The sequence below is a fragment of the Marinigracilibium pacificum genome (assembly GCF_012926615.1).
In the GTDB taxonomy this organism is placed as follows: domain Bacteria; phylum Bacteroidota; class Bacteroidia; order Cytophagales; family Cyclobacteriaceae; genus Mangrovivirga; species Mangrovivirga pacifica.
In genome coordinates, this window is the sequence record NZ_JABBNU010000001.1 from 504276 (window position 1) to 529015 (window position 24740).

The following is a 24740-nucleotide window of genomic DNA, read 5'->3' on the forward strand; positions in this document are numbered from 1 at the left end:
TAGAAAAAATAATAATTAGCTATTTAACTTTATTCATTGTTAATTATCGGGCTAATCATTAAAAGAAGGTTTAAGCATGCAGAGAGCGCTTAGGAGGTTGATTTTTGCTTCAATTTTATTTCTGATCAGTATGATGGTCGGAACTGCCGGGTTTATTTATATTGAAAATTACTCTACAATTGATGCAGTATATATGTCGGTCTTGACGTTTTCGACTGTTGGTTTTCACGAAGTAAATCCCTTAAGCGAAAATGGAAAGATATTCGCATCAATTTATATAGCTTTCAACCTTGGTGTTTTTGCATATAGCGTATCAGTATTATCTTCTTTCATATTTGAGGGTGAATTAAAAAAAGTATTTCAGAAATATATAGATAACAGGGCATTGAAAATGTTGACTAATCATGTAATTGTTTGTGGATTTGGAAAGAATGGCGAAATGGCCGCCCGAGAACTAGCTGATTCTGAGCAGGAATTTATTGTTGTAGAAAAAGATCAGCATGTTATTGATTCGTCTGCTGAAGGATACAACTTCAAATTTCTAAACGAAGATGCTACGATGGATGACACTTTAATTAAAGCCGGTATTAAACGAGCTTCAGCAATAATTTGTGCTCTTCCTGGTGATTCGGATAATGTATTTATCACCTTAACTGCAAGGGAGCTCAATCCGAGGATAAATATTATTGCAAAGGCAACTGAACTAAATACAGAGAAAAAGCTAATCCGTGCAGGTGCATCACATGTAGTAATGCCTGATATGGTTGGTGGGTCTTATATGGCAGCTCTAGTAACCAAGCCATTTGTAATAGAGTTTCTGACTATACTAAATGGATCTAATAAAAGTAAGTATAAGCTGGAAGAGGTAAGTCATGATCAGCTTAAGCCTCAATATCAGAATAAATCTCTTCGGGAATTAGATGTTAGAAATAAAAGTGGCACAACTATATTGGCTTTCAAAGATGATAAAGAAGGATTTATTTTTAATCCACACTCTGAAAAAATAGTCGGAGAAGGCGATGTACTTATTGTTTTAGGTGAAAATGATACGATTATTAAATTCAAGGACACCTTCACTACTAAATAGTATTTCATTTCATGTCAGATAATAAATATGCCTTTGAAACAAGAGCGATAAAGTCAGTTGAACCTTCAGGTGAGAAGGTTACACCAGTTGCATCTCCAATCTATTTATCTACAACCTACCTTAGAAATGAGGATGGCTCTTATAACTCTGATTTTGTTTATAGCAGGACATCTAACCCAAACAGAAATAAGCTTGAAGAAGCATGCGCTTTACTTGAAGGTGGTAAAGAGGGGTTTGCCTTCTCTTCAGGGATGGCAGCAATTGAAGCTGTGTTTAAGTGCCTGAAGTCAGGTGATCATGTTATTATTCCTGATGATGCATATTTTGCAGTATTTAAACTCTTAAAGGAAGTGTTTTCTCGTTGGGGACTTGAGTTTACTCAGGTTGACATGTCTGATTTAAATCAAGTGCGGAGTGCACTCAAGAAGAATACTAAAATGATTTGGCTGGAATCTCCTTCCAACCCACTATTAAAGATCTCGGATATCAGTGAAATTGCTAAGATTGCTAAAGGAAAGGGTATTTGGGTTGCCGTTGATAATACCTGGCCTACTCCGGTATTACAAAATCCATTAAAATTAGGTGCAGATATAGTCATTCATTCAACTACTAAATACTTTGGAGGGCATTCAGATGTTTTGGGAGGAGTAGTGATTATAAATGAAGAAAAAGAATTATCTGAATTACTGCATAATATTCAAAATTTAGGAGGGGGTGTATTATCACCTTTTGATTCATGGCTGACAGCACGAGGAATTCAAACGATGCATCTAAGAGTTACAAAGCAATGTGATTCTGCTTTTGAATTAGCTAAGTTCTTATCCGGGCACCGTGCAATCGACAAGGTGTTTTATCCGGGACTAAAAGAGCATTCCGGACACGAAATAGCAAAAAAACAAATGCCAAATGGTTTCGGAGCAATGCTCTCGATCCTGGTTAAAGGAGGAAGTAAAGAGGCCATTGCGCTTTCAAATGAACTTGAGCTGTTTTCTACTGCTACTTCATTGGGTGGAGTTGAAAGTTTAATTGAACATAGGAAGTCGGTTGAAGGGCCTGATAGCTCAACTCCGGAAAATCTTTTGAGGATATCTGTGGGACTTGAAAATATTGACGACCTATGTAATGATTTTCATCGTATTTTGTAAATAAATTAAGTCCTAATACTTAACATTGCGACTTACTTTTTTATTTTAAAAAAATCAAATATGAAAATGAATTCTAATTTTTTATCTGGGATGTTTATCCTAATGCTTACAATGTTATTAAGTGCTTGTGGAGATGATGAGGTAAAAGTAAATGATGAACTAGTAATAGTTGATAAAACTACTGGGGCATTCTATAGTGTTAATCCAGAGGATGGAACAATGACAATGTCTGATAAAGTATTTACCTATACATCAGGGGATACTTTAAAAAGTGTAAGAAGTATAGTATTGGATAAAAGCAATAACCAATTCTATGGTACTACTACAACTAATCCTACAGATGGATTAATTTTTAAAGCTAATTCTTCAGATCTAAAAGTTTCTGTTATAAATAGTAATAGTGAAAACGCCTGGGATGCAATGGCATCAATTCTTTTAAATGGAAGTGACTTATTAGCTGTTGGATACTTTAATTCACCATTCTCAACTCAATCAATTGTAAAAATGGGTAAGGATGGAATTGTAAATGACACTATTCCTTTTACAAATGGTGACCCTTGCTGTGGAATAGGTGTTTCGTTTGGTGATACAAATAATGAGCTTTGGATAGGTGATTATGATGCTATTATTCATGTATCAAATCTGAATGGAGAAATTTCAGAATCTATCAATATGTCTTTAGTTGGATTTACAGGTATAGATGAATCTGAGTTTACTTTAATGTCAATGGTAAAATATAATGATACAATGTATGGTATTGGATATAGCTTTATTAGTAAACTTCAGTATTTTGTAGAAATAGATATGGCTACAAATGAAATATTATATATCAGTAACTTAACTGAAAGTGCAGGTTCACCTAAATATTTAGCTTTAAGTGCAGTTCCAGAGAATATCTTTTAATTAATATATTTAATAATACTAAGAATAGGTTGCCCTACCAGGCGGCCTATTTTTTTATGCCTTATGTTAGAAATGAAAGGATATTGATTTTTTTAGAATTTATAATAATATCATCTTGCAACCTCATAAATATTCAGCTCTATGAAAAGATTTTTTATACTAATACCATTTTTGATTTTTTTAGTTTCATGTGGAGATGAAACAGTAGAAACAGGTGATAATTTTGAGGCTGTAACCCTTCCTGATAGTTCAGTAGTTTATTTGAATCACAATAGTAAAATCAGCTATGATGAAGACTTTGAAGAAAGAATTGTCAACCTTGAAGGTGAAGCATTTTTTGATGTTGTTCCTGGCGACACTAGATTTAAAGTGGTAACTGAAAATGGTGAAGTTGAAGTTGAGGGTACATCTTTTAATGTCGTTTCAATAAAAACGGATATTAATGTAGAAGTTGTTACCGGAATTGTTCATTTACATAGTCACGGACATAAGCATAAACTAAGAGCTGGGCAGCATGGTTTTTTCCACCCGGGAAATAAAGGGATAACAATTTCTAGAGCTAAGCATAGACACAACTCATGGTTAGATTTACTTGTTGTTGACCTAAAGATTAAAGGATTTCACCCTGGCAAGGGACATAGAAAGTGGATTAAAGGAAATAATGGTAGAGGAAACAACTCTATAAAGTTTAAGTCAGGGAAAGGTGGTAAAGTTCATATTAAAAGCCACGGTGGAAAAGGAAATGGCCACAAGGGAAAAGGTAATAAAGGGAAAGTAAAAGTAAAATTTTAATAGATTAAGCGGTTTGAATTTTCAAGCCGCTTTTTTTTTGCTCTTTTTGATGTCCGAATTCCAGAGTTCAGACGTTTCAGAAATAAAATAGGGTTAAGTTGAAATAAAATCTTAACTATGAAAAAACCTTATTCGATACTTTTTGCTACCCTAATTTTTATTTGGGGGTGTTCAACCGACACCAGTTATGATCCGGAGAGAAGTTATAGTGATATACAAAAAGACCTTACAGCGAAATTTATTCTTGCAAAAGATAGCTCAGTAATAGAGCTGCCAGAAGGCCATTTTCTTTTTGATAAGAGCTTAAGTATGGAGGGGAAAAAGCATATCACAATCAAAGGTAAAGGTATTGATAAAACCATACTAAGTTTTAAAGGCCAGACTGATGGTGCAGAAGGGTTGAGAATTACCAATTGTGAAAATATTACTCTTGAAGACTTTACTGTTGAAGATGCTGCAGGGGATAATATCAAGGTAATGGATACCAAAAATATTGCATTCAGAAGAATGAAAGTAGCCTGGACAGGTGCCATAGATGAAGATAATGGAGCTTATGGATTCTACCCTGTTATGTGTAGTGGTGTTTTGATTGAAGAGTGCGAATCAATGGGCTCTAGTGATGCGGGGTTGTACGTAGGGCAATCTGAGAATGTTGTCATCAGAAATAATAAGGTTTATCAAAATGTCGCTGGCATTGAAAGTGAAAACTCTGATAATGTTGAAATCTACGGAAATGAGGTTTATGATAACACTGGAGGAATACTTGTTTTTAACCTACCAGGCTTAAGTAGATATGGTCGAAACATCAAAGTTTATGATAACAATGTCTACTCAAACAATAGAAATAATTTTAGTGTACCAGGAGCAATAGTAGGATACGTGCCTGCTGGAACCGGAATGATTATCCTGGCGACAAGTAATGTTGAAGTTTATAACAATTCAATTACTGATCACAAAACTGCCGGAATTTCGATAGTAAGCTATGAACTAATAAAGGCCATGGATGAGATGGATAGTGAAAAGCCAGAAGATGCTGATTTACCTGCAGGGGTAGCTTCATTCAATTCGGATTATGCAAGTGATGTTAATTATGATCCTTATCCTGGCAGAATCTATTTACACAACAATAATTATGATAATGATAAGTGGATCCCGGATTTAAATTCAGATATCGGGAAATTATTGCTTTTCAAAAAAGGATTTAAAACTCCTGACATTGTAATTGATGGTATTTTACCTGATAACTATCTGGCTGATAATGGGCAGGTCAATGATCTTTATAAAATTTGCCTGGATGAAAATGAGAAAGTGAAATTTCTATATCTGGATGCAGAAAATGATTTTGAAGGAATTCATGAAGATATAAATTCGTATCAATGCGAAACTTCGTTGCTATAATATTAACCTCTATTTTTCTTTTTTGGGGCTGTTCTGATAAGAAAGCTGTCGATAGATCCAAAACCGAGGATTTCAGTCCTGAACCTGAACTAATAGAGACGTATGGGTTGGGTAATGCCTGGTTGTCTGAATATGGATTCTTTAGTGGGGATTTAAAAGAGCTGATTCCTGCTGAGAATGTATATTCTTATGAAATAAACACGCCACTGTTTTCTGACTATGCTATAAAGAGGCGGTTTATTTATCTCCCTGAAGGAAGTTCAATGCATTTTGTTTCAAATGATGTATTGAATTTTCCTGTAGGGACAGTTCTGATTAAAAATTTTTATTATGAAGAATTAAATAGCAAAGGCAATAAGATTATTGAAACAAGGCTTTTGATTAGAAATGAGGATGACTGGAAGCCTTTAACATATATCTGGAAGAATGATCAGACTGATGCATATCTTGAAATTGTAGGAGCTAAAAAGCAAGTTAGTTTTTATTCACCTGAAGGGAAGAAATTAGATATTAAGTATTCGATTCCTGATCTTAATCAATGCCAAAATTGCCATAATAAAAATGAAGTTTTAACTCCTATTGGTCCGACTGCTGCACAGCTAAATAAAATTGTAAATATTAAGGGCGAAAAAGTTAATCAACTGGTGGCCTTTGCATCAAATGGAAATTTAAAGGATATGCCAAGTCTTGAGCATGTTTCGGTTATTGCAAAATGGGATAGCCCAGAATATTCAATAAGCGAGCGAGCAAGAGCCTATCTGGATATTAATTGTGGTCATTGTCATAATCCTGGGGGTTCGGCAAAAACATCCGGATTAAATCTGACTCTAACTGAAAAGGATCCGCATAAACTTGGTATTGATAAAAAACCTGTTGCTGCAGGAAAGGCATCAGGTAATCTTTTATATGACATTGTTAAAGGGAAACCTGAGCAATCAATAGTATTGTTCAGAATGAATTCTGATAAGCCAGAAATTATGATGCCGGAGCTTGGCCGATCATTAATTCACCAGGAAGGAGTTGAATTGATTAAGGCCTGGATAAAAGAAATGGACTAATAAGGTTAGTCCGTTTCTTTTTCTATTTTGGTTGTTATCTTTATAACCAAAAGGCATGACCCGTGTATTTTAACTTATTTAATTTACTTATCTTTTTTGGAGTGTTCCAGGGGATAATCCTGGGAGTTGTATTGCTTTCTCTTCGTAAAAAAGGAGACATGAATACAATATTTCTATCATGCCTTATTTTTAGTTTATCTCTTTCGATAGGAAAACATTTAATAATTGATTTATATAAAGAAAATGAATGGGGACATGCTTTGATATTGCCAGTTTCCTGTTTCCTCTTGATGGGGCCTTTTCTTTATTTTTATGTGAAGACCACATTAGGTAAGAAAATAATTCCAGGGAAAAACTTATTTCTTCACTTATTACCGGGATTAATTTTTCTCATTATCCAGATTGTAATCTTTATCAATACCTGGATTAGTAACTCCGTAGTTCACCAAAGTATTATATCATTTTTTCAACTTTGTGAACAAGGACTTGGGTTGATTTCTTTAGTAGTTTATGGCATTCTAAGCTTGAAAAAAGTAATCCGGTATCAAAAAGCAATCACAGATTATTACTCAAATATTGAGTACATCACCTTACAATGGCTCATAAATCTGCTAATAGCTTTATTTCTGGGATGGTTACTGATTCTTTTTATGACTCTAATTGATTTAATCATTTATGGGTTTACCTTGCCTCAGTCAGCGTATTATTTTGTGTTTATTTATATTGGCATAATCATTCATTATTTTGGCTTGAGGAAATTAACAATGACTCATTTCCCAATCTTAAGGCCTTTAGAGCAGATCAATACCACAGTTAATGATAATACTGAAGAAATTGAGGAGGAAAGAGATGACGCAAAGGTTGAGATTGAAAAGCTTGAAGAAATAATGGTTACAGAAAAGCCTTACCTTGATCCAAATTTAACTTTAGACAGCCTTTCAGAAATGGTAGGAATCCACAGTAAGAAGCTATCAACAATATTGAATCAAAAAATGAATACAAGCTTTTATGATTTTATCAATACTGCCAGAGTAGAGGAGGTAAAACGAAAAATTAATGATTCTAACCATTCTCATTTAACAATATTAGGGATAGCTCTTGAGTCCGGGTTTAATTCAAAATCCAGTTTTAATGCAATCTTCAAGAAATATACAGGAATGACTCCCCGCGAATTCAAAAATCAAAAACCATCCTAAATGAAAAAAGTATTTTTAATCACTCTGTTTTTGGCTGGCCTTTTTATTGATCTAAGCGCTCAGAGAAATACACCTTTGGATTTAGCTAAGGAGATTTTTGGAGAGGATAGAGTGTATGGGATTGATAGATATACTTATGGAGAATATAAAGGGAAGCCTAATGGTACTCACCTTGCAAAAGGGGTAGTTAAACAATTTGAACTTTTGAATCAAAATGAATTAACAGCTGTTGTGGTAATGAACTTGACTGATTCCACTGGGAAATTCCTGATTGATGCCTATTTACATTTTAGGTATGATGATTACTGGAAGATGGAAGCTTTCAGAACCCTGGCTGGAACCGGAGTTTACTATGAATTTCTGGATCAGGTCGAAGGGTTAAATGATTCTCAGTTAGATAGTTTAGTAACAGAGGCTAATTTGAATAAGAGTGAACAAGATAAAATTACAATTGATGATATTTACTTTGACATTGATAACAGTAAATTAATTCTTTCTTCTGATGAAGTTTTAAAAAGGTATTTCCAAGAAAATAAGAGTTCATTTATGATGATTAGGGATTCTGTTGTTAGTGGCTTTGGAAGTAATTCTTATTCAGTTGATAAAACCAGGGATATTTCTGATCAATACAGGAAAGACTTAACAAAATTGAGGATAAGTTCCCTAACTATCGGTGGGTATCTTTGTGAAACATGCATGTTCTTCGTTATAGGTGGAAATGAAGGTAATTCGGTCGGATATTTGTATGTTAAAAGTCAAACTGATATTCCAATCATGAGTCCTTCTGAATTTATTATGATCAAAGACCTCGGTGATGGCTGGTATTTATTTAAAACGACATAAACATATGAGTAAATTGACACCTTTTCATTTGGCAATTCCTGTAGATAATGTAGAAAAGAACAGGAAATTTTATGGTGAAATATTGGGATGTAATGAAGGTCGAAGTGACGAGCATTGGGTGGATTTTGATTTTTTTGGTCATCAACTAGTTATACATTACAAGCCACCAACGACCTCTGAAAAAACCGACCATTCAAACTCAGTAGATGGTCATGATGTTCCAGTCCCTCATTTTGGGGTTATCTTAGAATGGGATGATTGGCATAATCTGGTTTCAAAACTGAAATCTCATGATATTAAGTTTGTTATCGAACCTTATATCCGGTTTGAAGGTAAGCCTGGTGAACAAGCTACTATGTTTTTTTATGATCCTGCAGGAAATGCACTGGAGTTTAAAGCTTTTAAGGACCCATCTAAGCTTTTTGCTAAATAACTAAATAGTTAAATAAGTCTCAGACCTTTCTATTCATAGTTCTTTTCTCTAATTTATGGATAGATATGTCTTATTTATCAGAATGGTTTAAGAGATCAGGACCTGGAGCTTTAGTTGCAGCAGCCTTTATTGGGCCTGGTACTGTTACTACAGCTTCTGTAGCCGGAGCCTCATTTGGATATACTCTTTTGTGGGCGTTGGTTTTTTCAATCATAGCAACCTTAACTGTTCAGGAGATGGCTATCCGACTAGGAATTGTAGGCAAGTTGGGCGTAGGGCAAGCCATAAGAAAAAAATCAGGTGGAAAGATTATCAAGGTTCTTGCTTCAGCATTAATATTTTCAGCAATTATTGTTGGGAATACTGCCTATGAAGGCGGAAACCTTAGAGGAGCCACAATCGGGTTTAGTACATGGAATTTCTCTATTGGAGGTTTAACAATAAATTTTTTCTTTTTATTGGCTGTTGTAATAGGCTTTTCCTTTCTCTTTTTTGGTAGAATTTCATATATCGAAAAAGTAATGACAGTTTTTGTCGGGTTGATGGGGCTAATATTTATTTCTACTGCAATTTTTATTTCTCCGGATTGGGGTCAAGTACTAAAAGGAATGTTTATGCCAGAGGCTAAAGAAGGTTCGACGGCTATAGTAGTTGGCTTAATTGGTACAACAGTAGTTCCTTACAACATCTTTTTACATGCTAATTCATCAAAAAATAAATGGCAAAACGCTGAGGATCTTTCTGCTGCAAGAAAGGATTCTCTGATATCGATATTGATCGGTGGACTTATAACTTTTGCCATTGTGATTACTTCATCTGTAGCTTATGAGGCTTCCGGGCATCAGTTGTTAGATAAGTCTTCAATTGATCTTGGGCTTCAGTTAGAGCCATTATTGGGATCATATTCATCAACTTTCATAGGGTTGGGACTTTTTTTTGCTGGATTATCCTCTGCAGTAACCGCGCCATTGGCAGCAGCATATACAGGCAGTGAAATTTTCAATTTCCCCAATGACAATCGTTCTTCCAGGTTCAGGCTAATTTGGATTATGGTATTTGTGATAGGTTGTCTGCTATCAATTTCAGGAATAGATTCAATAGGCTTGATCCTTTTTGCCCAAGCAGCAAATGGATTGTTGTTACCTATAGTTGTAGGATTTTTACTCTGGGTTATGAATAGTAGTAAGATTTTAGGGGATTTTAAAAATGGCATTTGGTCTAATCTTTTAGGAGGACTAGTGTTTTTGATTTCTCTGTATTTAGGTTATAATTCATTATCCGGAGTATTTCAACAATTGCAATAATGAAAAGTATCGATATAAACTGTGACATGGGTGAAAGTTATGGCAATTTCAAAATAGGGAATGACCTAGAGTTAATGCCATTTATTTCTTCTTGTAATGTTGCATGTGGTTTTCATGGTGGAGACCCTCTAACAATCGAAAACACAATTTTGAGAGCAAAGGAATTTGGATTAGCTATAGGAGCACACCCATCTTATCCTGACTTATCAGGATTTGGTAGGAGAAAAATGATAATTGATTCCGAGGAGCTAAAAGCAATAGTAAAATATCAAATTTCTGCTCTTGCAGGTATGTGTAATAGTTTGGGGGCAAAACTGAAACATGTAAAGCCACATGGTGCTTTGTATAATGCTGCTGCATCTGATAGAAATATTGCTTGGACAATTGGTAAAGCTATGTTAGAACTCGATTCTTCTTTAATTCTGGTTGGACTGTATGGAAGTCAAATGCAGGAAATTGCAGAGGAATTAAATATAAAATTTATTTCTGAAGCATTTATCGACCGGGCATATGATAAAGGAGGTAAATTGTTATCAAGAAATGTTTCGGGGGCGGTTCATACAAACCCGGAAATTGCTGCGAAACAAGCTCTTGAAATCGTGTTGAATGGTAAAGTTGATATACAGGATAAAGAGGTTATCCAAATAGAATGTGATACACTTTGTATACATGGAGATAATCCAGCTGCAAAAGAAATCTTGATTCATGTGAAAGAATCATTTCAGAATAATGATGTTAATGTAAGACCATTTAGTCATGCTTAAAATTAAGCAGTTAGGAAATAGTGCACTAGTTGTAGAGTTCAGACAACAAATCGACTTGAAAACTAATAAGAAGGTTTACTTACTTGAAACCTTAATCAAAGAGAAAAATGTGAATGGAATAAAATTTTTTATTCCTGCTTTTGCATCACTTACTGTTGGGTTTGATCCTAACCAAATATCATACTTTGTTCTGTCTGAATTTATAAAGGCTTTAGCTAAAAATAACATTGATGCCATTGAAAAAGAGATGAATTCAGTAGTTGTCCATTCAGTACCTGTTTGTTATGATGAAGAATTTGCTCCGGATATTAAGGAAGTACTTAAACAAACAGGGTTGACTCAAAAGGAAATTATTGATTTACATACCTCAGTTGAATATACTATTTTAATGACAGGGTTTTTACCTGGGTTTGTTTATTTGGGGAAATTACCATCAGAATTAAAATGTAAAAGGAAGGAAGTGCCGGCTACAAAGGTTATGACCGGTTCTGTTGGGTTGGCAGGTTCTCAAACAGGGATTTATCCGTTTGAATCGCCTGGAGGGTGGCAGATTATTGGGCGAACTCCCGTTCAGACTTTACAACTTACACATAAAGATCAGTTTCCATTTCATGGTGGCGATAAAGTAAAATTTGTCCCCATTTCCAGAGAGGAGTTTGAATATGGTGTTAACTCTTAAAAGGGCGAATAAAAATGAGTGATTGTTGTCTGAAATTTTCTAAAGGGGGAATGTATTCAACCATCCAGGATGGAGGAAGAGAGGGGTTTCGTAAATTCGGAGTGCCAATAGGAGGGTTTCTTGATAGAAGATCAGCTCATTTAGCAAACAAAATTCTGGGTAAGGAAATTGATAGCCCATTAATTGAAATTACATTAATTGGGCCTGAGTTTGTCGTTGTGGTGGGAGAAATAAACATTGTTTTGACTGGACCGGAAACTGAGTTTTTAATAAATGGTGAGCCTGCTGAAATGGCAAAAATTAATAGCCTTAAAGCAGGAGATATCGTAAAAATTGGGAAAGTTAAATACGGATGTAGAGCTTATTTGGCTTTCGGAGGAAAGCTCGATATTCCGAAATGGCTGGGGAGTAGTTCTGCAGCTCCATTGATAGCACCTATCGTAACTCCTTGGGCAATCATTAAACAGGACACATTATTAAGGATTTGTCATACAGATCGCTTAAAAATAAATGAATCTAATATTAAGCAGAATTTGGTATATAAATTCCCTATAGAAATTCATGTAACTCCCGGCCCGGAGTTTCATTTGTTTAAGAAAAAACAGGTTCATGATTTTTTTAAAATGGAACATGAGGTTTCTAATGAATCAAATAGGATGGGGCTTAGGCTAAAAGCTCATTTTAATCCTGGGGAAATAAAGAATATGATTTCATCCGGAGTAGTTCCAGGAACAATTCAAATTACAGAAACAGGAATACCGATATTACTATTGGCTGATGCACAAACAACTGGAGGGTATCTTCGCTTTGCAAATGTGGTTGATAATGACCTTGATCTTTGTGCACAACTCAAACCTGGTGATCAGTTTATTATAAAATTAGAGCCTGGGGAAGAAACGATTTAGGCATAATATTTGAGATAATATTATCACCAAATTACCAAAACCATGTTTCGATTTCTATTTACCCTATCTTTTTGCACACTGATGATGTCATGCTCGGTAAGTAATGACCTTGTTTTTACATCATATGAACCTATTAATAATGAAAAATGCATTATAAAGCCTAATTTGGTTTATGTGTTTAATCAAAATGAAAATATACCTTTTGAGGCAGATACAATAGGTTATATTCATGTTGAAACCATTCAATCGAGATCTGCAACTACGAGATCTGTTATTCAATATGAAGCCTGGAATAATTGTGGTGTAGCAATTGGTGGGATGCCAGAGCACCTTACAAGTAGTAAATTTGATAATACAAAAACAACGGAGCAATTCAGTCTTCCCGTATTAAGGGTTAAAGACTTTGAGGCTTTTATGAAAGACGAACAAGAATATAAAAAATATGACACCTCTTTTGTTTCGTTAGCCCATAAGCATTTTGAAGATCAAAATAGTAGGTTACGGGCAGCTAAGGTTGGTCAAACTATTGGAGGCGGTTTACTTCTATTAATTAATATCGGACTCGAATCTTCTCTGTAATAGTTAAATCGCAATAACAATAACTCTTCATATTTTGTTAAATAAGTATGAAGTATATGTATAATGTAGTTGGTAGTGTCACAGGGTTAGTGATCTTTTATTTAGGATTAATTGCATTTAATGTTCCGTTTCCAATTGTTTATCTGGTCTTTTTATTACTCCATATAGGAATTATATATATGGTTATTGTTGTCCTAAAAGCTCCATGCAAAGTAAAAAAGACATTTGATCAACAATGGTATGACCATTAAACTGCTTTTTCTGCTCTTTTAGCTCTTTCCCAAACAACAGACTGAGATCCTTTTAAGTGTCTGAAGATTCCTTGGATAACAGAAATGTTCATCATACAAAAATAATAGGGTACAAAAAAGATCTTAATTCTCATCTGTCTGCTTTCAAATACCCAGCCCACTAAGGCTAATAGATAGAAAGCAAATTGTCCGTACATTAATAGGCTATATATTGTTGAATCAGTATTAAACCATAAATAGAGGTTGGCAAAAAACACAAAGATCAATGCAAAAGGTGTTATAGTCCATCTTAATACTCGGTGGGAGATAAATGCAAATGATAGCCAAAAGTGTTTAAAGAAATTAAACGCGCCAGGCATTCGGCTTATTGCTTGTATCCCTCCTGCAGCAATTCTTACTTTTCTTTTCTTTTCTTCTTTTGTATTTGCTGAACTTCTTTCGGTAGCGTAGGCATTTGGTTCATATGCTACTCTGTTTCCAGCTAATGAAATTCCAACCGTCATCACAAAATCTTCAATTATGGTATCAGGAGATACTGGTTTATATAGATTTGTTCGTATTGCAAATAATTCACCAGCTGCACCAACAACAGAGACCAGCTCATCATCCCATTTTTTCAAAAGAGATTCATATTTCCAATAAAAGCCTTCGCCAGCACCAGCGGCATGATCACTATCATTCTGTTCAATTCTTTTTTCTCCTGCTACTGCACCTACATTTTCATCATCAAAATGCCTTACCATATTTTTGAGTGCATCTTTATTAAGAAAAGTATTAGCATCTGTATAAATAACGATAGGAGTTTGAACAATAGACATTACTCTATCTACAGCAGCAATTTTCCCTTTTCGTTCCGGACTGTGCTCAATTATTATTTGTTCGGTTGCTCTAGACTGAAGAATTTCAGGCGTTCCATCATCAGATCCGTCTGTAACAAAAAGAATATGGAGTTTATTTTTTGGGTAATCTAACCCTAATGTATTATCCAATTTTTCAAGGATATCATCTTTTTCGTTGTAGGCAGCAATTAATACTGTTATATCTGGCCAATCAGCTTTGTCCATTATATTGACTTCCTGTCTTTTGCCTGAAAAGAGACGTTTTAATCTTGTCAACACAAATAGTACCACACCATATCCAACGAAAGTGTAAACAACTATGAAAAGTGCAATCCAAAAGAGCAGTTTCATTAAAAAAATCATCCTAAAATAATGTAAGGTTTACGGGAAGCTCCCAAAAGATAAGAGATAAAAGTACCAACATAATAATAATAAAGCAATATAAAATTATAATATAATTAGAATTAATATTATCTTTGAATTTCTAACGGGCCTACTTTACATAAACATTCGATTGAATTTCATGTAAGATCATGAACTATGAAAAGATTTTTTTTAACTGGTAAATTATTCCTGCTGGCCACCTTATTGTTTGGGAATTCAATAGATAAGTCAACCGATGGAAATAGCATGTATAATCCGCTTTTTTATGGAGCAGATATACAACCTGTCGATGATCAAATGATCGCCGAAGGAGATTCATATTCATATATTTTTGATATCGAGGATGATGTTGATGATATTGATGATTTGGATATAAGTTTTATTGGTTTACCACAGGGAGCTGTATTTGATAAAAATACATTGACACTTTCCTGGGTTCCCGGTGAAGATCAGGGTGGTTTGAGTTACTATATTGATTTAATTGTTGTAGATACTGATATGTACCTTTCGTCAGAGTCTTTTGTGTTATCAGTTTCAGAAAGTAATCAAGCTCCGCAGTTAACTTTACCAACATTATCTTCTTCATATAATGAATTATCATCGATTTCATTTACAGCCTCAGCAACAGATTCAGACCTTCCTGCTAATCAATTAACATATTCCTTGTCTGGTGATGTGCCTTCAGGAGCTTCAATAGATCCTCTGACTGGGGAATTTGATTGGGTTCCAACTGAGGAACAAGGGCCGATGACTTATACATTTTTTATAGTAGTTACTGATAATCATGGTGGCGAAGATCAGGAGGAAGTAACTGTTTCCATAGAAGAAGATAATATTAACCCCGTATTAGATCCTGTTACAGGAGGTGATTTTATAGAATTGAGTTTAATCTCAATTGATCTAAATGCTCTTGACTCGGATTTACCACAACAAAATCTAACATATAGCTTTTCAGGTTTAACTTCTTCCTTTGCATCTATTGATCCGGCTTCCGGAGTTTTTAATTGGACACCTTCAGAAGCAGAAGGGCCTGGAGTCTATAATATCACGTTTGTTGTTACCGATAGTTATGGCGGACAAAATTCTATTGTTGTTCAGTTTAATATATTAGAGAAAAACGAAGATCCTGAGATTGAAAAGATTGAAGATCAACAGATAAATGAGTCTCAATTGTGGACTTATCAGGTTATTGCCACAGACGAAGATATTGAAGATGGTGAGAATCAGGTATTATCCTATGATTTTAAGGGTATGTTTCCTGATGGAATGACTATTGATGAAAATACCGGATTGATTTCATGGGTTCCTTCAGAAATTCAAGGTCCTGGTGATTATGAAGTAACTGTTAGGGTCAGAGATGATGGAAGTCCTCGAGGGTCAGATGAAGAGAAATTTAAAATTAAGGTATTAGAAACTAACAGAGCGCCATTAATTAGTGACCCAGGTGAAAAAACCGTGAATGAACTTGCTTTACTTGAATTTACATTGACTGCTACAGATCCTGATATTCCGGTGAATAGTTTAAAATATGCTATTGTAAGTGGTGCGGCATCCGGAATGAGTCTTGATTCTAATACTGGAAGATTTACCTGGACACCATCAGAAAATCAAGGGCCTTCAGTTTATAATGTCAGGTTTAGCGTTTCAGATGGCCAGTTACCGAGTGAAATTGATGTTCGAATTAATGTTAATGAAGTTAATAGTTTACCAGTAATAGGAACCTTAGTTGATCGAAATATTAATGAGGAGGAGCTCTTGTCATTTACTGTAACTGCATCTGATTCAGATCTGCCACAAAACACTTTAAAATTTTATTTACAAGGAAATCCGCCATCGGGAGCTTCAATAAATGAAACAACCGGGGAATTTCGATGGACTCCAAGTGAACAACAAGGGCCTGGTGTATATGCAATTACAGTTGAAGTAAATGATGGATTAGGGAGTTCTACTAAATCTTTTAACATTAATGTTAGAGAAGTAAATAAGACACCTGTATTTACCTCGGGAGCAATCACCGAAGCTCAGGAAAATGTGGAATATGTTTATAATATTGTAGCAGAGGACCCGGATAATGGTGATAACGTTACCTTGTCTGTTCCTACAAAACCATCTTGGCTAACCTTTACTCAAACGGGTAATGGAACAGGAACTTTAAGAGGAACCCCTTCTGGTAATGATGTGTCTGACAATGATGTGGTGATTAGAGCTACTGATAAAGTAGGAGCAACTGCCACTCAGTCATATTTCATTTCATTTGAATTGGTTAATGACCCTCCTGAGATTATTAGTAGCCCTGTAACTCAAGTTCAGGAAGGGTTACAGTATGTATATAATATAATTGCGACTGATCCGGATCCTAACGATCAGTTGACAATAACTACAGTATCAAAGCCTACATGGATTACTCTAACTAATAATGGAAATGGACGGGCTACATTGTCGGGAACACCGCAGCAAAATGATGTTGGATCACATCAGGTTTCTATTAAGGTTACAGATGCAGAAGGGTTAAGTGACACACAAAGTTTTTCTATTGTTGTTCAAGATGATCCTGATAATCCAATTTTAAGTAGTGCAACTTTTCAGGTGGATGAAGATGATACATTATACTTAAACAGTGATGTTTTTGATCAATATTATAGTGACCCCGATAATGATCCTTTGGCAACTGTAAGGGTTGTTGCAATACCTTCTAATGGGCAATTATTTATTGATGAAAATCCTGTTCAGGGTGGACAAATTGTTGCAGCTGATCAGTTAGATAAATTTATTTATGTGCCAAACACTGATTTTATTGGGTCTGATTCAATTCGACTTAGAGTTTCAGATGGAGCTGAAACAGCCGTTAATGCAACTTGGTGGAGAATTAATGTAATCCCGGTTAACGATAAACCTGTCGTCCTTAATTTTAATGATTTTGATTTCTTTTATAATGAATTCGAAGATTTACAGCCAATTATCGAATTTGGTGAGATAGTCGATGATGATAGTGAAAATATGGCCTTTTTGGAAGCATATTTCCTTACTTCTTTTGAAAACGATGATTATCTGACAGCTAATGTGGATGGAACTATATTAACAGCTAACTATGATGAAATTAATGGTAAATTAAGAATAGAAGGTAGTGCTCCTAAATCTGTTTATGAAGATGTTATGAACACTTTGTCATTTGGGTATGCTGGAGAATCTAGTCCCAGACCGTTTCCAAGAGGAATAGGATTTGTAGTAAGCGATGGTGTAAATCTTAGTGATGTGTATTCAAGAATAATGACATTTGAAAACGCAAGTGTACGATTAGATATAGTCGATGCATTCACTCCAAATGGCGATGGAGTAAATGATACCTGGAGTATATTAAATACTGAATTTTTTGATGAAGTTATTGTAAGAGTATTTGATGTAGAAGGCCAAATGGTATTCTTTTCAGATGGTTACCAGGACGAATGGGATGGTAGTTTTGAAGGTAGTGAGCTTTTATCCGGAACTTATTATTATGTGATCGATCTGGGTAGAGGAAGAAAACAAAAAGGCTCTGTAACAATATTGAAATAATGAAATCACTGATATACTACATATTATTTATTTGGATATCTGCTCCTTTAGTAGGTCAAAACATACCGTTTTATAGTCAAGATCAGCGTACTATGGGGCTTTTTAATCCTGCTTTAGTAGCTCTTGAAGATTTTACTCAAGTTCAGGTAGGGTATAAAATGTTTTACCCAAAGATTCCTGAAGCACCACAATTAATATCAGCTTCTATAGAATTTAATCTTGGCAGTGACCTAAAAGAGTCAACGCAACAACTAAGGGTTAGTGATCCGGATGCCTTATTAGAATTAGCTGACAAAGGTGGAGTTGGTCTCAGACATGGTATCAATGTCGCATTTCAGGGGTTTCAGGAGTTTGGTTTGTTTTTCAATAAAGCTATCGCATCTTATAATTTGCAAATACCTCTGAATGAGTCAATTAAAATTTCAGGGGGTGTTCAAGTGGAATATCTTGGGGTAAACATGAACCCTGAAAAATATAAATTAAGAGATGAAGTAAATGATCAATTTTACCAAAGCCTTTTGCAATCTGGTTCAAATTCATCCTATCTTAATTTGGGGCTAGGTGCGGCGTTATTGGGCGAAGATTTTTTTGTTGGTGTAGGTGTAAGTAATGTAGTTAGTTCTCCGATAGGAGATGAACCCATTAAAGATCTTGAGCCACAGCCGATGATATCAGCTAATGCAGCTTATTTTTTCAGAAATTTGGGTAATGTTGAGTTATCGCCGATGGTTTCATTTTATCATCATGAAGGTTTAGGAGATATATTTTCCGGGCAAGTTCGATTATTTTATAAAGAAGTGGGTTACTTTGGTGTTGGTGGAGGTAATAGAACATTGGTATATGTTCCAATAGGGTTAAATATTACTAAATTTATTACTGCTAATTATACTTATTCAATATTGGATAAGGATAAGTCAGGTTTAGGAACTTCAAATCATGAGGTTTTTGTGCTATTTGCTATTGGAAATAGAAAAGAGACGAAAAGATATAATAAGTGATTAAAGAAGTAATTTTTTTGTTTTTAGGGATAAATATTTTTTTTCTCGATGCATTTGGTCAAAATGTTGTTTTTGGTCCTTCTGTACTATTGCCTACTTCTGTTAACTCTGAAGCTGAAGAATTGGCGCCTTTTTTCTCAAGTGAAGATGATAAATTATATTTTTCGAGAATCTTCAGTAAGGAAAATGTTGGTGGTTTATATTCCGGAGCCGACATTTGGATGTCAGCACTTTTAAATAATGGAGTATGGAGTAAGCCATCAAATAATTTTTCGAAGTGGAATAATAAAGGCAACAATGTTCTAGTTGGAATCAACTCCACAGGAGATGTGGTATATCTTACCGATGCATATCAAAATAGTGGAGGAATTGCATTCTCAAAATTTAATGGTAAAAACTGGAGTCAACCTGAAGCAATAAAAATACCGGATCTTGATCTATCTGCGCATATAGGGTTTAATATGTCTTCAGATTATGAGGTCCTTTTTATTTCTATGACTGGAATTGATTCTTATGGCGATGAGGATATCTACATTTCTTTAAAGGATAGTGCAACAGGAGAATGGTCAATCCCTAAAAACATTGGACCAACAATAAACACAAAAGGATTCGAAATTGCACCGGTTTTGAGTGAGGATAAAGAGACGTTATACTTTACTTCTAATGGGCATGGTGGGTATGGTGATGCTGATATATTTATGACAAAAAGGTTATATGGTAGCTGGTCGGTATGGACAAAGCCAATAAACCTGGGACCTAACATAAACAGTGAAAAATTTGATGGATATCTGAATATAGATCAGAAAAATCAAAGGATATTTTTTACAAGTAATAGAGGAGGAACTCTTGCTGATATTTATAGGGCTCCTTTCCTTGAAAAACCATTTACTTCAGATTTAACATTTTTTCAAAAAAGAATTCTGTCTGATTCAGTTTTATATTCGTTATTTGAAGTAGATATTCCAGATAGATTTTTTGTTACTGATACTGGGCTGATAAGTGATCCAACATCGGAATTGATTTATTTTATAGTTAATACTATTAATGATGACGAAAATCTATTTGTGGAATTAAAAGCTACGACACCCTATTATGAAGGGATTACCCAAATGGAATTTAACAATGTGGTTTCTTTTGCTGAAAGGGTTCGATATGAGTTTATTAAGCAAGGGTTGGCATCAGAAAGGGTTGTGCTAAATGCAGAATTAGTAGAATCAGCTATGCCAGAGGCAGAAGCTTCTATAAATCAAAATGGGTTTGTGAAAATATTATTAAGAAAATAATTAGTAGATTGTATCTTCGGGTATTTGCATTTTTATAGTTATGGATTTCATTCTCATATACAAAGCATTAAAGCGTAAATGGTGGTTATTGGTATTTTTACCATTAATTGCGGCTACCATTGCATATTTCGTTGCTAGCTCGGCAGAGAAGATGTATAAATCTACTACTCAGCTATCTACAGGAATAACAACTGATGAAGGTGTTTCACTATCAGATGATGGTAATTTTAATCCGTTTGAGATTGAATCCAAATTTACAAACCTGATAGAAACAATAAGGTCTGAAAAGATAATCAATATGCTTTCTTTAAAGCTTTTGTTACATGATCTAGATCAGCCTAATGCGTTTCGCAATATAGAAAACTACCACGATGGTGAATTAAAGTATACCAAAGGCGATTTTGAAATCGCTAAGAATATTGCTAAAAACAAATATGATTCATTAAAAAGCATTTCAACTTTTAATGAAGATGAAAGAATGGTTGTTAAGATTCTTAAGGACTTTCACTACGATTATAAAAGTTTAATGGATGAACTGGAAATACGAAGGGTTAGTAATTCAGATTACATCAGCATCAACTATTTTTCAGAAGATCCATACTTATCGGCTTTTGTGGTAAATACACTGGCAAGCGAGTTTATCAGGAATCAAAACATGAATGTTGTTAGTCAAAGTGGTCAATCTATTCAGTTTTTTGAAGAGTTATCAGTCCAAAAAAAGGAGCAGCTAGATGAAAAAATTAAGGAACTGGAAAATTTTAAGGCTATAAACAATGTAATCGATACTGAAGTCCAAAGCGAAAGTAATGTTTCAAAGCTATCTGATCTTGAAAGCCAGCGTTCGGAAGTTAGAAGAGAGATATATAGTCTCAATCTTCAATTAGAAAATGTAAATCAAAAAATAAGTACATATAACACAGGTGGATCTGGAACAGGAAATTATGGAAGGATCCTACAGTTAAGAAACTTGATCAATGAAGTTAATAAGGAATATATTAAATCAGGTGATCAGGTTCTTCTGGATTCATTAAAGAAACTCAGGGATGAAAGAGATCTTTTGCAGAGCCAGTCTTCTTCCGGACCTACTTTGGGAGGAGAAAGAGTTAGTCTACAAGAACTTGAAGACTCAAAAGATGAGATACAGCTGCAATTAAGAGTAGCGAGAGAAACATTATTAAATATTAATAGTAGTATAGCTGCTCTACAATATAACGTAAAGGATTACGCCTCTCTTGAAGGTCGTCTTGGGGCGTTGCAACAAGAGGTTGATCTTGCACAGCAGGAATACTTATCTGCACAAGAAAAGCTTAATGATGCCAGAAATAGATCTAAGATCTCTGAAAGTACCATTAAGCAAGTTTTGATGGGGCAGCCAGCAACGGATCCGGAATCTACGAAGACTATTATTATAACCGGTTTTGCGGGGATTTTGAGCTTTGTTTTATGTGTTTTCGGAATTGTATTTGTTGAGTACCTCGACTTTTCAATTAAAACTCCAGCTCAATTTGCAAGACAAACAGGTTTAGAGCTTGCCGGAGCAATTAATCAAATTAAGGATAATGATAAATTGAATTTGCAAGATGTATTTGCAAATGATTCTGAAAAGGAAGATTTAAATATATTTAAACAAGAACTACGGAAGATTAGATTTGAGATTGAGCAATTAAGACCAAAATCTATCTTGTTTACAAGTACTCGACAAGGATCTGGGAAGACATTTTCTTTATTATGCCTTGCTTACTCTCTAAGCTTGATTAATAAAAGGATTCTAATTATTGATACAAACTTCAAGCATAACTCTCTTACAGATATTCTGATTGTAACTCCATATAATAAGCAAATAGAGCAGAAAAGTCGAGTTAGAGATTCCCTGAAACTGCTAGATGGAGGTTCTGGTAAGTCATCGTTCACAGAGTCAAATTTTGAGGATGACTTTAATGAGGATGACAACGAATCAATTATCCGTACAACCAGTCACAAGTTAATTGATGTAATAGGGTGTAAAACTGGTACAGATTCTCCTTCGGAGATATTTAGTGGTAAGAATTTTGATAAGATGCTTGAGGAATTCAGGCATCAATATGATTATATTTTAATGGAAGGGGCATCCCTAAATGATTTCCCTGACTCTAAAGAGTTAGTGTCTTATGTAGATGCTGTTATTCCTGTATTCTCAGCTGATACAGTATTGAAGGTAATTGATAAAAATTCAATCAAATATCTGAAATCATTAAAAGGGAAATTAATTGGTGCAATTCTAAATAAAGTTGATTCTGAAAACCTTAGAATGTAATACCTCTTGTTAATTTAAGATAACTATTATCGGGGTTTCACTAACCTCGATACTTGTTTTATCTTGATTTGTATTAATCGGTAATTCAAGGCCCACAGTGTATTCATCCATTAACTGTACCTTTTTTTCAATTATATTTTTTGGATTGTAGTATCTATTAGTTTTTAAGTCAACTATCATTCTAGCATCTTTTGATGACCCTAACCATAATATAAGAATGGTAGTAGAACTGCCTTCTTTGACAAACTTGGCTGTATATAAATTGGTATTAGGGTCTACATCAACATTTGATAAATAGAAATCTCCAACATGATAATTTACTGTTGACAAAAAATACCATGAAGCCTTTTTCTTATATCCGGTATGTTTTGATGAGGTTAATCCACTGTTTTGATATGTTTGAAAACTATTTTCATTGCCATCCCTAAGCATGAATTGAAACATTTTGTCAGCACCAGCCCAATGCCCAATGATTATGGATCTAATAAGCCATGATGCCTGCACTTGTTCACTTGTCATAGTTCCTATTTGTGGGGCAATTTGACTCCCTTTAGATTGTGTGTCATATCCAAATTCAGTAATCCATAATTCTTTAGTTGGAAGGTTTATATTACGATAATCAGAGATTCGCTTAATTTTATAATATAAAGAATCAGCCTCAGGTGAAATACCACTAGTTGCTTTGCCATGCTGTACACCACCGTTATTTGAATAATGGTGAAAATTGATTACATCCCAGATAAATCGCTTATCAGTTCTATTATGGTCACACCAGAATTTCATAGATATCAGGTAATCTAAGTTTAATGTTGCTAAGCCAGCCATGACCAGTTTTGAGTTAGGATCTGCATTTTTTATCCCTAATGTATTACCTAAAGTGGATTCATGCCCATCATAGTCTGCACTTGACATAGCCGAATATTCAAATGGAGAAAAGAACTCAACATTAGTCATCCACCATTTATCTGGTTCATTCCAGTTTTCATAATAATTTAAATATCCAAGCCCGGAGACCTTTGATTGAGAGCTATGTAACTTTAAGAATTCTGTTTTGACCTTATTATCTCCATATCTGGCAGCAAATTGAAACATGTGATCAGCATGGGCTTTGTATGATTCAGGGTCGGCCGGGTTACCTTGTGCAGGTTTTTTTTCTAAAGTTTCAGGGCCCTCCTTGGTTAACCATAATGTTGTACCAACCATTACTGGAACAACTGTTTTTCCGTTGTTAAATAATGTTTCATAGTAATTGTCAAAATTCCAACCACCTCCTGCTAGGGTAGGGTTAAAGCGATTTTGGTTATTAGGATAGCCAATATAATTTTTATCCCTATCACCTTCCATCCAATCCCATTGATGGTATTCCCTTATCATTGAAATAGAGCTTAAAGTAGAATGAGGCACATCAATGAAGCTATTGGTTCCAATGACATTTTTTAGAGCAGTTTTTTTTGTTTTCCCTGGGGTTAAGTCTGTTTTAAATTTTTCTGAGGTGTTTATTTTTCTTCCTGAAAAGATGATTTCATTAATATTTACATTTGGGTCATGGAGTATTATCTGGATATATTGGGTTTTCCAGGTTACAGATTTTTTTTGCCATTGATTATACCTGTCCGTTTTAGTTTTTATTCCTGCTGTCCATTTAAATGGGTTGCCATAATTGATTTCCAATTCTCCTGTTGCAGATCCATCATAAAACTTAAAATAATCAATTTCATAGGTGTCTTGCAGGTCAATAATTATCTCGGCTGGATAATTCCATTTGGGGGAATAAGGAGGCTTCCATCCATGTTGAGGATTATCAATGTTTTGTTCATCAAAAAGCTTAAAAGCATCACCTTTTGTAGTAGTATTGATAATCTTTTCGGGCTCAATTTTAATAATATTATCAACAGAATGACTTTGTATTTGAGCACTTACTGTTAATTTAGTATAAATTATTATTATTAGAATACAAAAAATAGTCTTACATTTGGACTTTAGCATAAACAGTATTTTTTGATTTCACAATGCAATTAGTAATAACGATAATACTCGGAATAATCTTTCTATAT

At 34.6% G+C, this 24740-nt stretch carries 21 protein-coding genes; 19 read left to right on the forward strand and 2 right to left on the reverse strand.

The window, feature by feature from the left end; all coding sequences use genetic code 11:
- Positions 1-76 precede the first annotated feature (76 nt).
- The 15 genes from HH304_RS02260 to HH304_RS02330 all read left to right on the forward strand — a co-directional run bounded on the left by HH304_RS02260 (position 77) and on the right by HH304_RS02330 (position 13337).
- Positions 77-1087, forward strand: a complete 1011-nt coding sequence (locus HH304_RS02260; RefSeq protein ID WP_169677813.1) for a potassium channel family protein — start codon at positions 77-79, stop codon at positions 1085-1087.
- 11 nt (positions 1088-1098) lie between these two features.
- Complete coding sequence (locus HH304_RS02265) at positions 1099-2232, forward strand: trans-sulfuration enzyme family protein (RefSeq protein WP_169677814.1); 1134 nt, start codon at positions 1099-1101, stop codon at positions 2230-2232.
- A 66-nt stretch (positions 2233-2298) separates the two neighbouring features.
- Positions 2299-3135 (forward strand): hypothetical protein, encoded by an 837-nt coding sequence (locus HH304_RS02270; RefSeq protein WP_169677815.1) that lies wholly within the window; start codon positions 2299-2301, stop codon positions 3133-3135.
- 141 nt (positions 3136-3276) lie between these two features.
- On the forward strand, positions 3277-3927 hold the full coding sequence (locus HH304_RS02275; protein ID WP_169677816.1) for a FecR family protein: 651 nt from the start codon (positions 3277-3279) through the stop codon (positions 3925-3927).
- Positions 3928-4044: 117 nt separating this feature from the next.
- On the forward strand, positions 4045-5325 hold the full coding sequence (locus HH304_RS02280; protein ID WP_169677817.1) for a parallel beta-helix domain-containing protein: 1281 nt from the start codon (positions 4045-4047) through the stop codon (positions 5323-5325).
- Positions 5304-6383, forward strand: a complete 1080-nt coding sequence (locus tag HH304_RS02285; protein ID WP_169677818.1) for an SO2930 family diheme c-type cytochrome — start codon at positions 5304-5306, stop codon at positions 6381-6383. The genes HH304_RS02280 and HH304_RS02285 overlap by 22 nt, the downstream gene beginning before the upstream one ends.
- A 62-nt stretch (positions 6384-6445) precedes the next feature.
- Positions 6446-7579 (forward strand): helix-turn-helix domain-containing protein, encoded by a 1134-nt coding sequence (locus HH304_RS21375; RefSeq protein WP_169677819.1) that lies wholly within the window; start codon positions 6446-6448, stop codon positions 7577-7579.
- Positions 7580-8422, forward strand: a complete 843-nt coding sequence (locus HH304_RS02295) for a hypothetical protein (RefSeq protein ID WP_169677820.1) — start codon at positions 7580-7582, stop codon at positions 8420-8422.
- Positions 8423-8426: 4 nt separating this feature from the next.
- Entirely contained in the window at positions 8427-8855 is a 429-nt protein-coding gene (locus HH304_RS02300; protein ID WP_169677821.1) for a VOC family protein, read from the forward strand.
- A 65-nt stretch (positions 8856-8920) separates the two neighbouring features.
- Positions 8921-10159, forward strand: coding sequence for an Nramp family divalent metal transporter (locus HH304_RS02305; RefSeq protein WP_169677822.1), 1239 nt, complete (start codon positions 8921-8923; stop codon positions 10157-10159).
- The gene (locus tag HH304_RS02310) at positions 10159-10923 is read left to right on the forward strand and encodes a LamB/YcsF family protein (protein WP_169677823.1); all 765 of its coding nucleotides are present in this window, start codon (positions 10159-10161) and stop codon (positions 10921-10923) included. The genes HH304_RS02305 and HH304_RS02310 overlap by 1 nt, the downstream gene beginning before the upstream one ends.
- A complete protein-coding gene (pxpB, locus tag HH304_RS02315; protein ID WP_169677824.1) occupies positions 10916-11602 on the forward strand; it encodes a 5-oxoprolinase subunit PxpB in 687 nt (228 codons plus the stop codon). Before HH304_RS02310 ends, pxpB begins: the two co-directional genes overlap by 8 nt.
- Before the next feature lie 14 nt (positions 11603-11616).
- Entirely contained in the window at positions 11617-12507 is an 891-nt protein-coding gene (locus tag HH304_RS02320) for a 5-oxoprolinase subunit C family protein (RefSeq protein WP_169677825.1), read from the forward strand.
- Positions 12508-12549: 42 nt separating this feature from the next.
- Positions 12550-13086, forward strand: coding sequence for a hypothetical protein (locus HH304_RS02325; RefSeq protein ID WP_169677826.1), 537 nt, complete (start codon positions 12550-12552; stop codon positions 13084-13086).
- A gap of 47 nt (positions 13087-13133) precedes the next feature.
- Positions 13134-13337 carry a hypothetical protein gene (locus tag HH304_RS02330; RefSeq protein ID WP_169677827.1) on the forward strand — a complete coding sequence of 68 codons (204 nt, stop codon included), beginning with the start codon at positions 13134-13136 and terminating at the stop codon, positions 13335-13337.
- On the opposite strand, the gene HH304_RS02335 is transcribed toward HH304_RS02330, so the two are convergent.
- Positions 13334-14527: a glycosyltransferase family 2 protein gene (locus HH304_RS02335; RefSeq protein ID WP_169677828.1), complete on the reverse strand. Its 1194-nt coding sequence runs from the start codon at positions 14525-14527 to the stop codon at positions 13334-13336. The genes HH304_RS02330 and HH304_RS02335 overlap by 4 nt on opposite strands.
- A 189-nt stretch (positions 14528-14716) precedes the next feature.
- Here HH304_RS02335 and HH304_RS02340 point away from each other — a divergent pair, with 189 nt between their 5' ends.
- From HH304_RS02340 to HH304_RS02355, 4 genes are read left to right on the forward strand one after another with little or no spacing between them, the layout of a single operon-like run.
- On the forward strand, positions 14717-18112 hold the full coding sequence (locus HH304_RS02340; RefSeq protein ID WP_169677829.1) for a putative Ig domain-containing protein: 3396 nt from the start codon (positions 14717-14719) through the stop codon (positions 18110-18112).
- Positions 18112-19110, forward strand: coding sequence for a type IX secretion system membrane protein PorP/SprF (locus HH304_RS02345; protein ID WP_169677830.1), 999 nt, complete (start codon positions 18112-18114; stop codon positions 19108-19110). The genes HH304_RS02340 and HH304_RS02345 overlap by 1 nt, the downstream gene beginning before the upstream one ends.
- Complete coding sequence (locus HH304_RS02350; RefSeq protein WP_169677831.1) at positions 19107-20393, forward strand: TolB-like translocation protein; 1287 nt, start codon at positions 19107-19109, stop codon at positions 20391-20393. Before HH304_RS02345 ends, HH304_RS02350 begins: the two co-directional genes overlap by 4 nt.
- 40 nt (positions 20394-20433) lie before the next feature.
- Positions 20434-22686, forward strand: coding sequence for an exopolysaccharide transport family protein (locus HH304_RS02355; protein WP_169677832.1), 2253 nt, complete (start codon positions 20434-20436; stop codon positions 22684-22686).
- 9 nt (positions 22687-22695) lie between these two features.
- On the opposite strand, the gene HH304_RS02360 is transcribed toward HH304_RS02355, so the two are convergent.
- A complete protein-coding gene (locus HH304_RS02360) occupies positions 22696-24672 on the reverse strand; it encodes a hypothetical protein (protein ID WP_169677833.1) in 1977 nt (658 codons plus the stop codon).
- Between the last annotated feature and the right edge of the window lie 68 nt (positions 24673-24740).

What these genes read in the sequence shown, in the direction of transcription:
- HH304_RS02360 (WP_169677833.1), bottom strand. Translation starts at nt 24,672, where the DNA reads ATGCTAAAGTCCAAATGTAAGACTATTTTTTGTATTCTAATAATAATA.
- HH304_RS02335 (WP_169677828.1), bottom strand. Translation starts at nt 14,527, where the DNA reads ATGAAACTGCTCTTTTGGATTGCACTTTTCATAGTTGTTTACACTTTC.
- HH304_RS02305 (WP_169677822.1), top strand. Translation starts at nt 8,921, where the DNA reads ATGTCTTATTTATCAGAATGGTTTAAGAGATCAGGACCTGGAGCTTTA.
- HH304_RS02320 (WP_169677825.1), top strand. Translation starts at nt 11,617, where the DNA reads ATGAGTGATTGTTGTCTGAAATTTTCTAAAGGGGGAATGTATTCAACC.
- HH304_RS02275 (WP_169677816.1), top strand. Translation starts at nt 3,277, where the DNA reads ATGAAAAGATTTTTTATACTAATACCATTTTTGATTTTTTTAGTTTCA.
- HH304_RS02330 (WP_169677827.1), top strand. Translation starts at nt 13,134, where the DNA reads ATGAAGTATATGTATAATGTAGTTGGTAGTGTCACAGGGTTAGTGATC.
- HH304_RS02265 (WP_169677814.1), top strand. Translation starts at nt 1,099, where the DNA reads ATGTCAGATAATAAATATGCCTTTGAAACAAGAGCGATAAAGTCAGTT.
- HH304_RS02325 (WP_169677826.1), top strand. Translation starts at nt 12,550, where the DNA reads ATGTTTCGATTTCTATTTACCCTATCTTTTTGCACACTGATGATGTCA.
- pxpB (WP_169677824.1), top strand. Translation starts at nt 10,916, where the DNA reads ATGCTTAAAATTAAGCAGTTAGGAAATAGTGCACTAGTTGTAGAGTTC.
- HH304_RS02345 (WP_169677830.1), top strand. Translation starts at nt 18,112, where the DNA reads ATGAAATCACTGATATACTACATATTATTTATTTGGATATCTGCTCCT.
- HH304_RS02310 (WP_169677823.1), top strand. Translation starts at nt 10,159, where the DNA reads ATGAAAAGTATCGATATAAACTGTGACATGGGTGAAAGTTATGGCAAT.
- HH304_RS02295 (WP_169677820.1), top strand. Translation starts at nt 7,580, where the DNA reads ATGAAAAAAGTATTTTTAATCACTCTGTTTTTGGCTGGCCTTTTTATT.
- HH304_RS02260 (WP_169677813.1), top strand. Translation starts at nt 77, where the DNA reads ATGCAGAGAGCGCTTAGGAGGTTGATTTTTGCTTCAATTTTATTTCTG.
- HH304_RS02355 (WP_169677832.1), top strand. Translation starts at nt 20,434, where the DNA reads ATGGATTTCATTCTCATATACAAAGCATTAAAGCGTAAATGGTGGTTA.
- HH304_RS02270 (WP_169677815.1), top strand. Translation starts at nt 2,299, where the DNA reads ATGAATTCTAATTTTTTATCTGGGATGTTTATCCTAATGCTTACAATG.
- HH304_RS02280 (WP_169677817.1), top strand. Translation starts at nt 4,045, where the DNA reads ATGAAAAAACCTTATTCGATACTTTTTGCTACCCTAATTTTTATTTGG.
- HH304_RS02340 (WP_169677829.1), top strand. Translation starts at nt 14,717, where the DNA reads ATGAAAAGATTTTTTTTAACTGGTAAATTATTCCTGCTGGCCACCTTA.
- HH304_RS02300 (WP_169677821.1), top strand. Translation starts at nt 8,427, where the DNA reads ATGAGTAAATTGACACCTTTTCATTTGGCAATTCCTGTAGATAATGTA.
- HH304_RS02285 (WP_169677818.1), top strand. Translation starts at nt 5,304, where the DNA reads ATGCGAAACTTCGTTGCTATAATATTAACCTCTATTTTTCTTTTTTGG.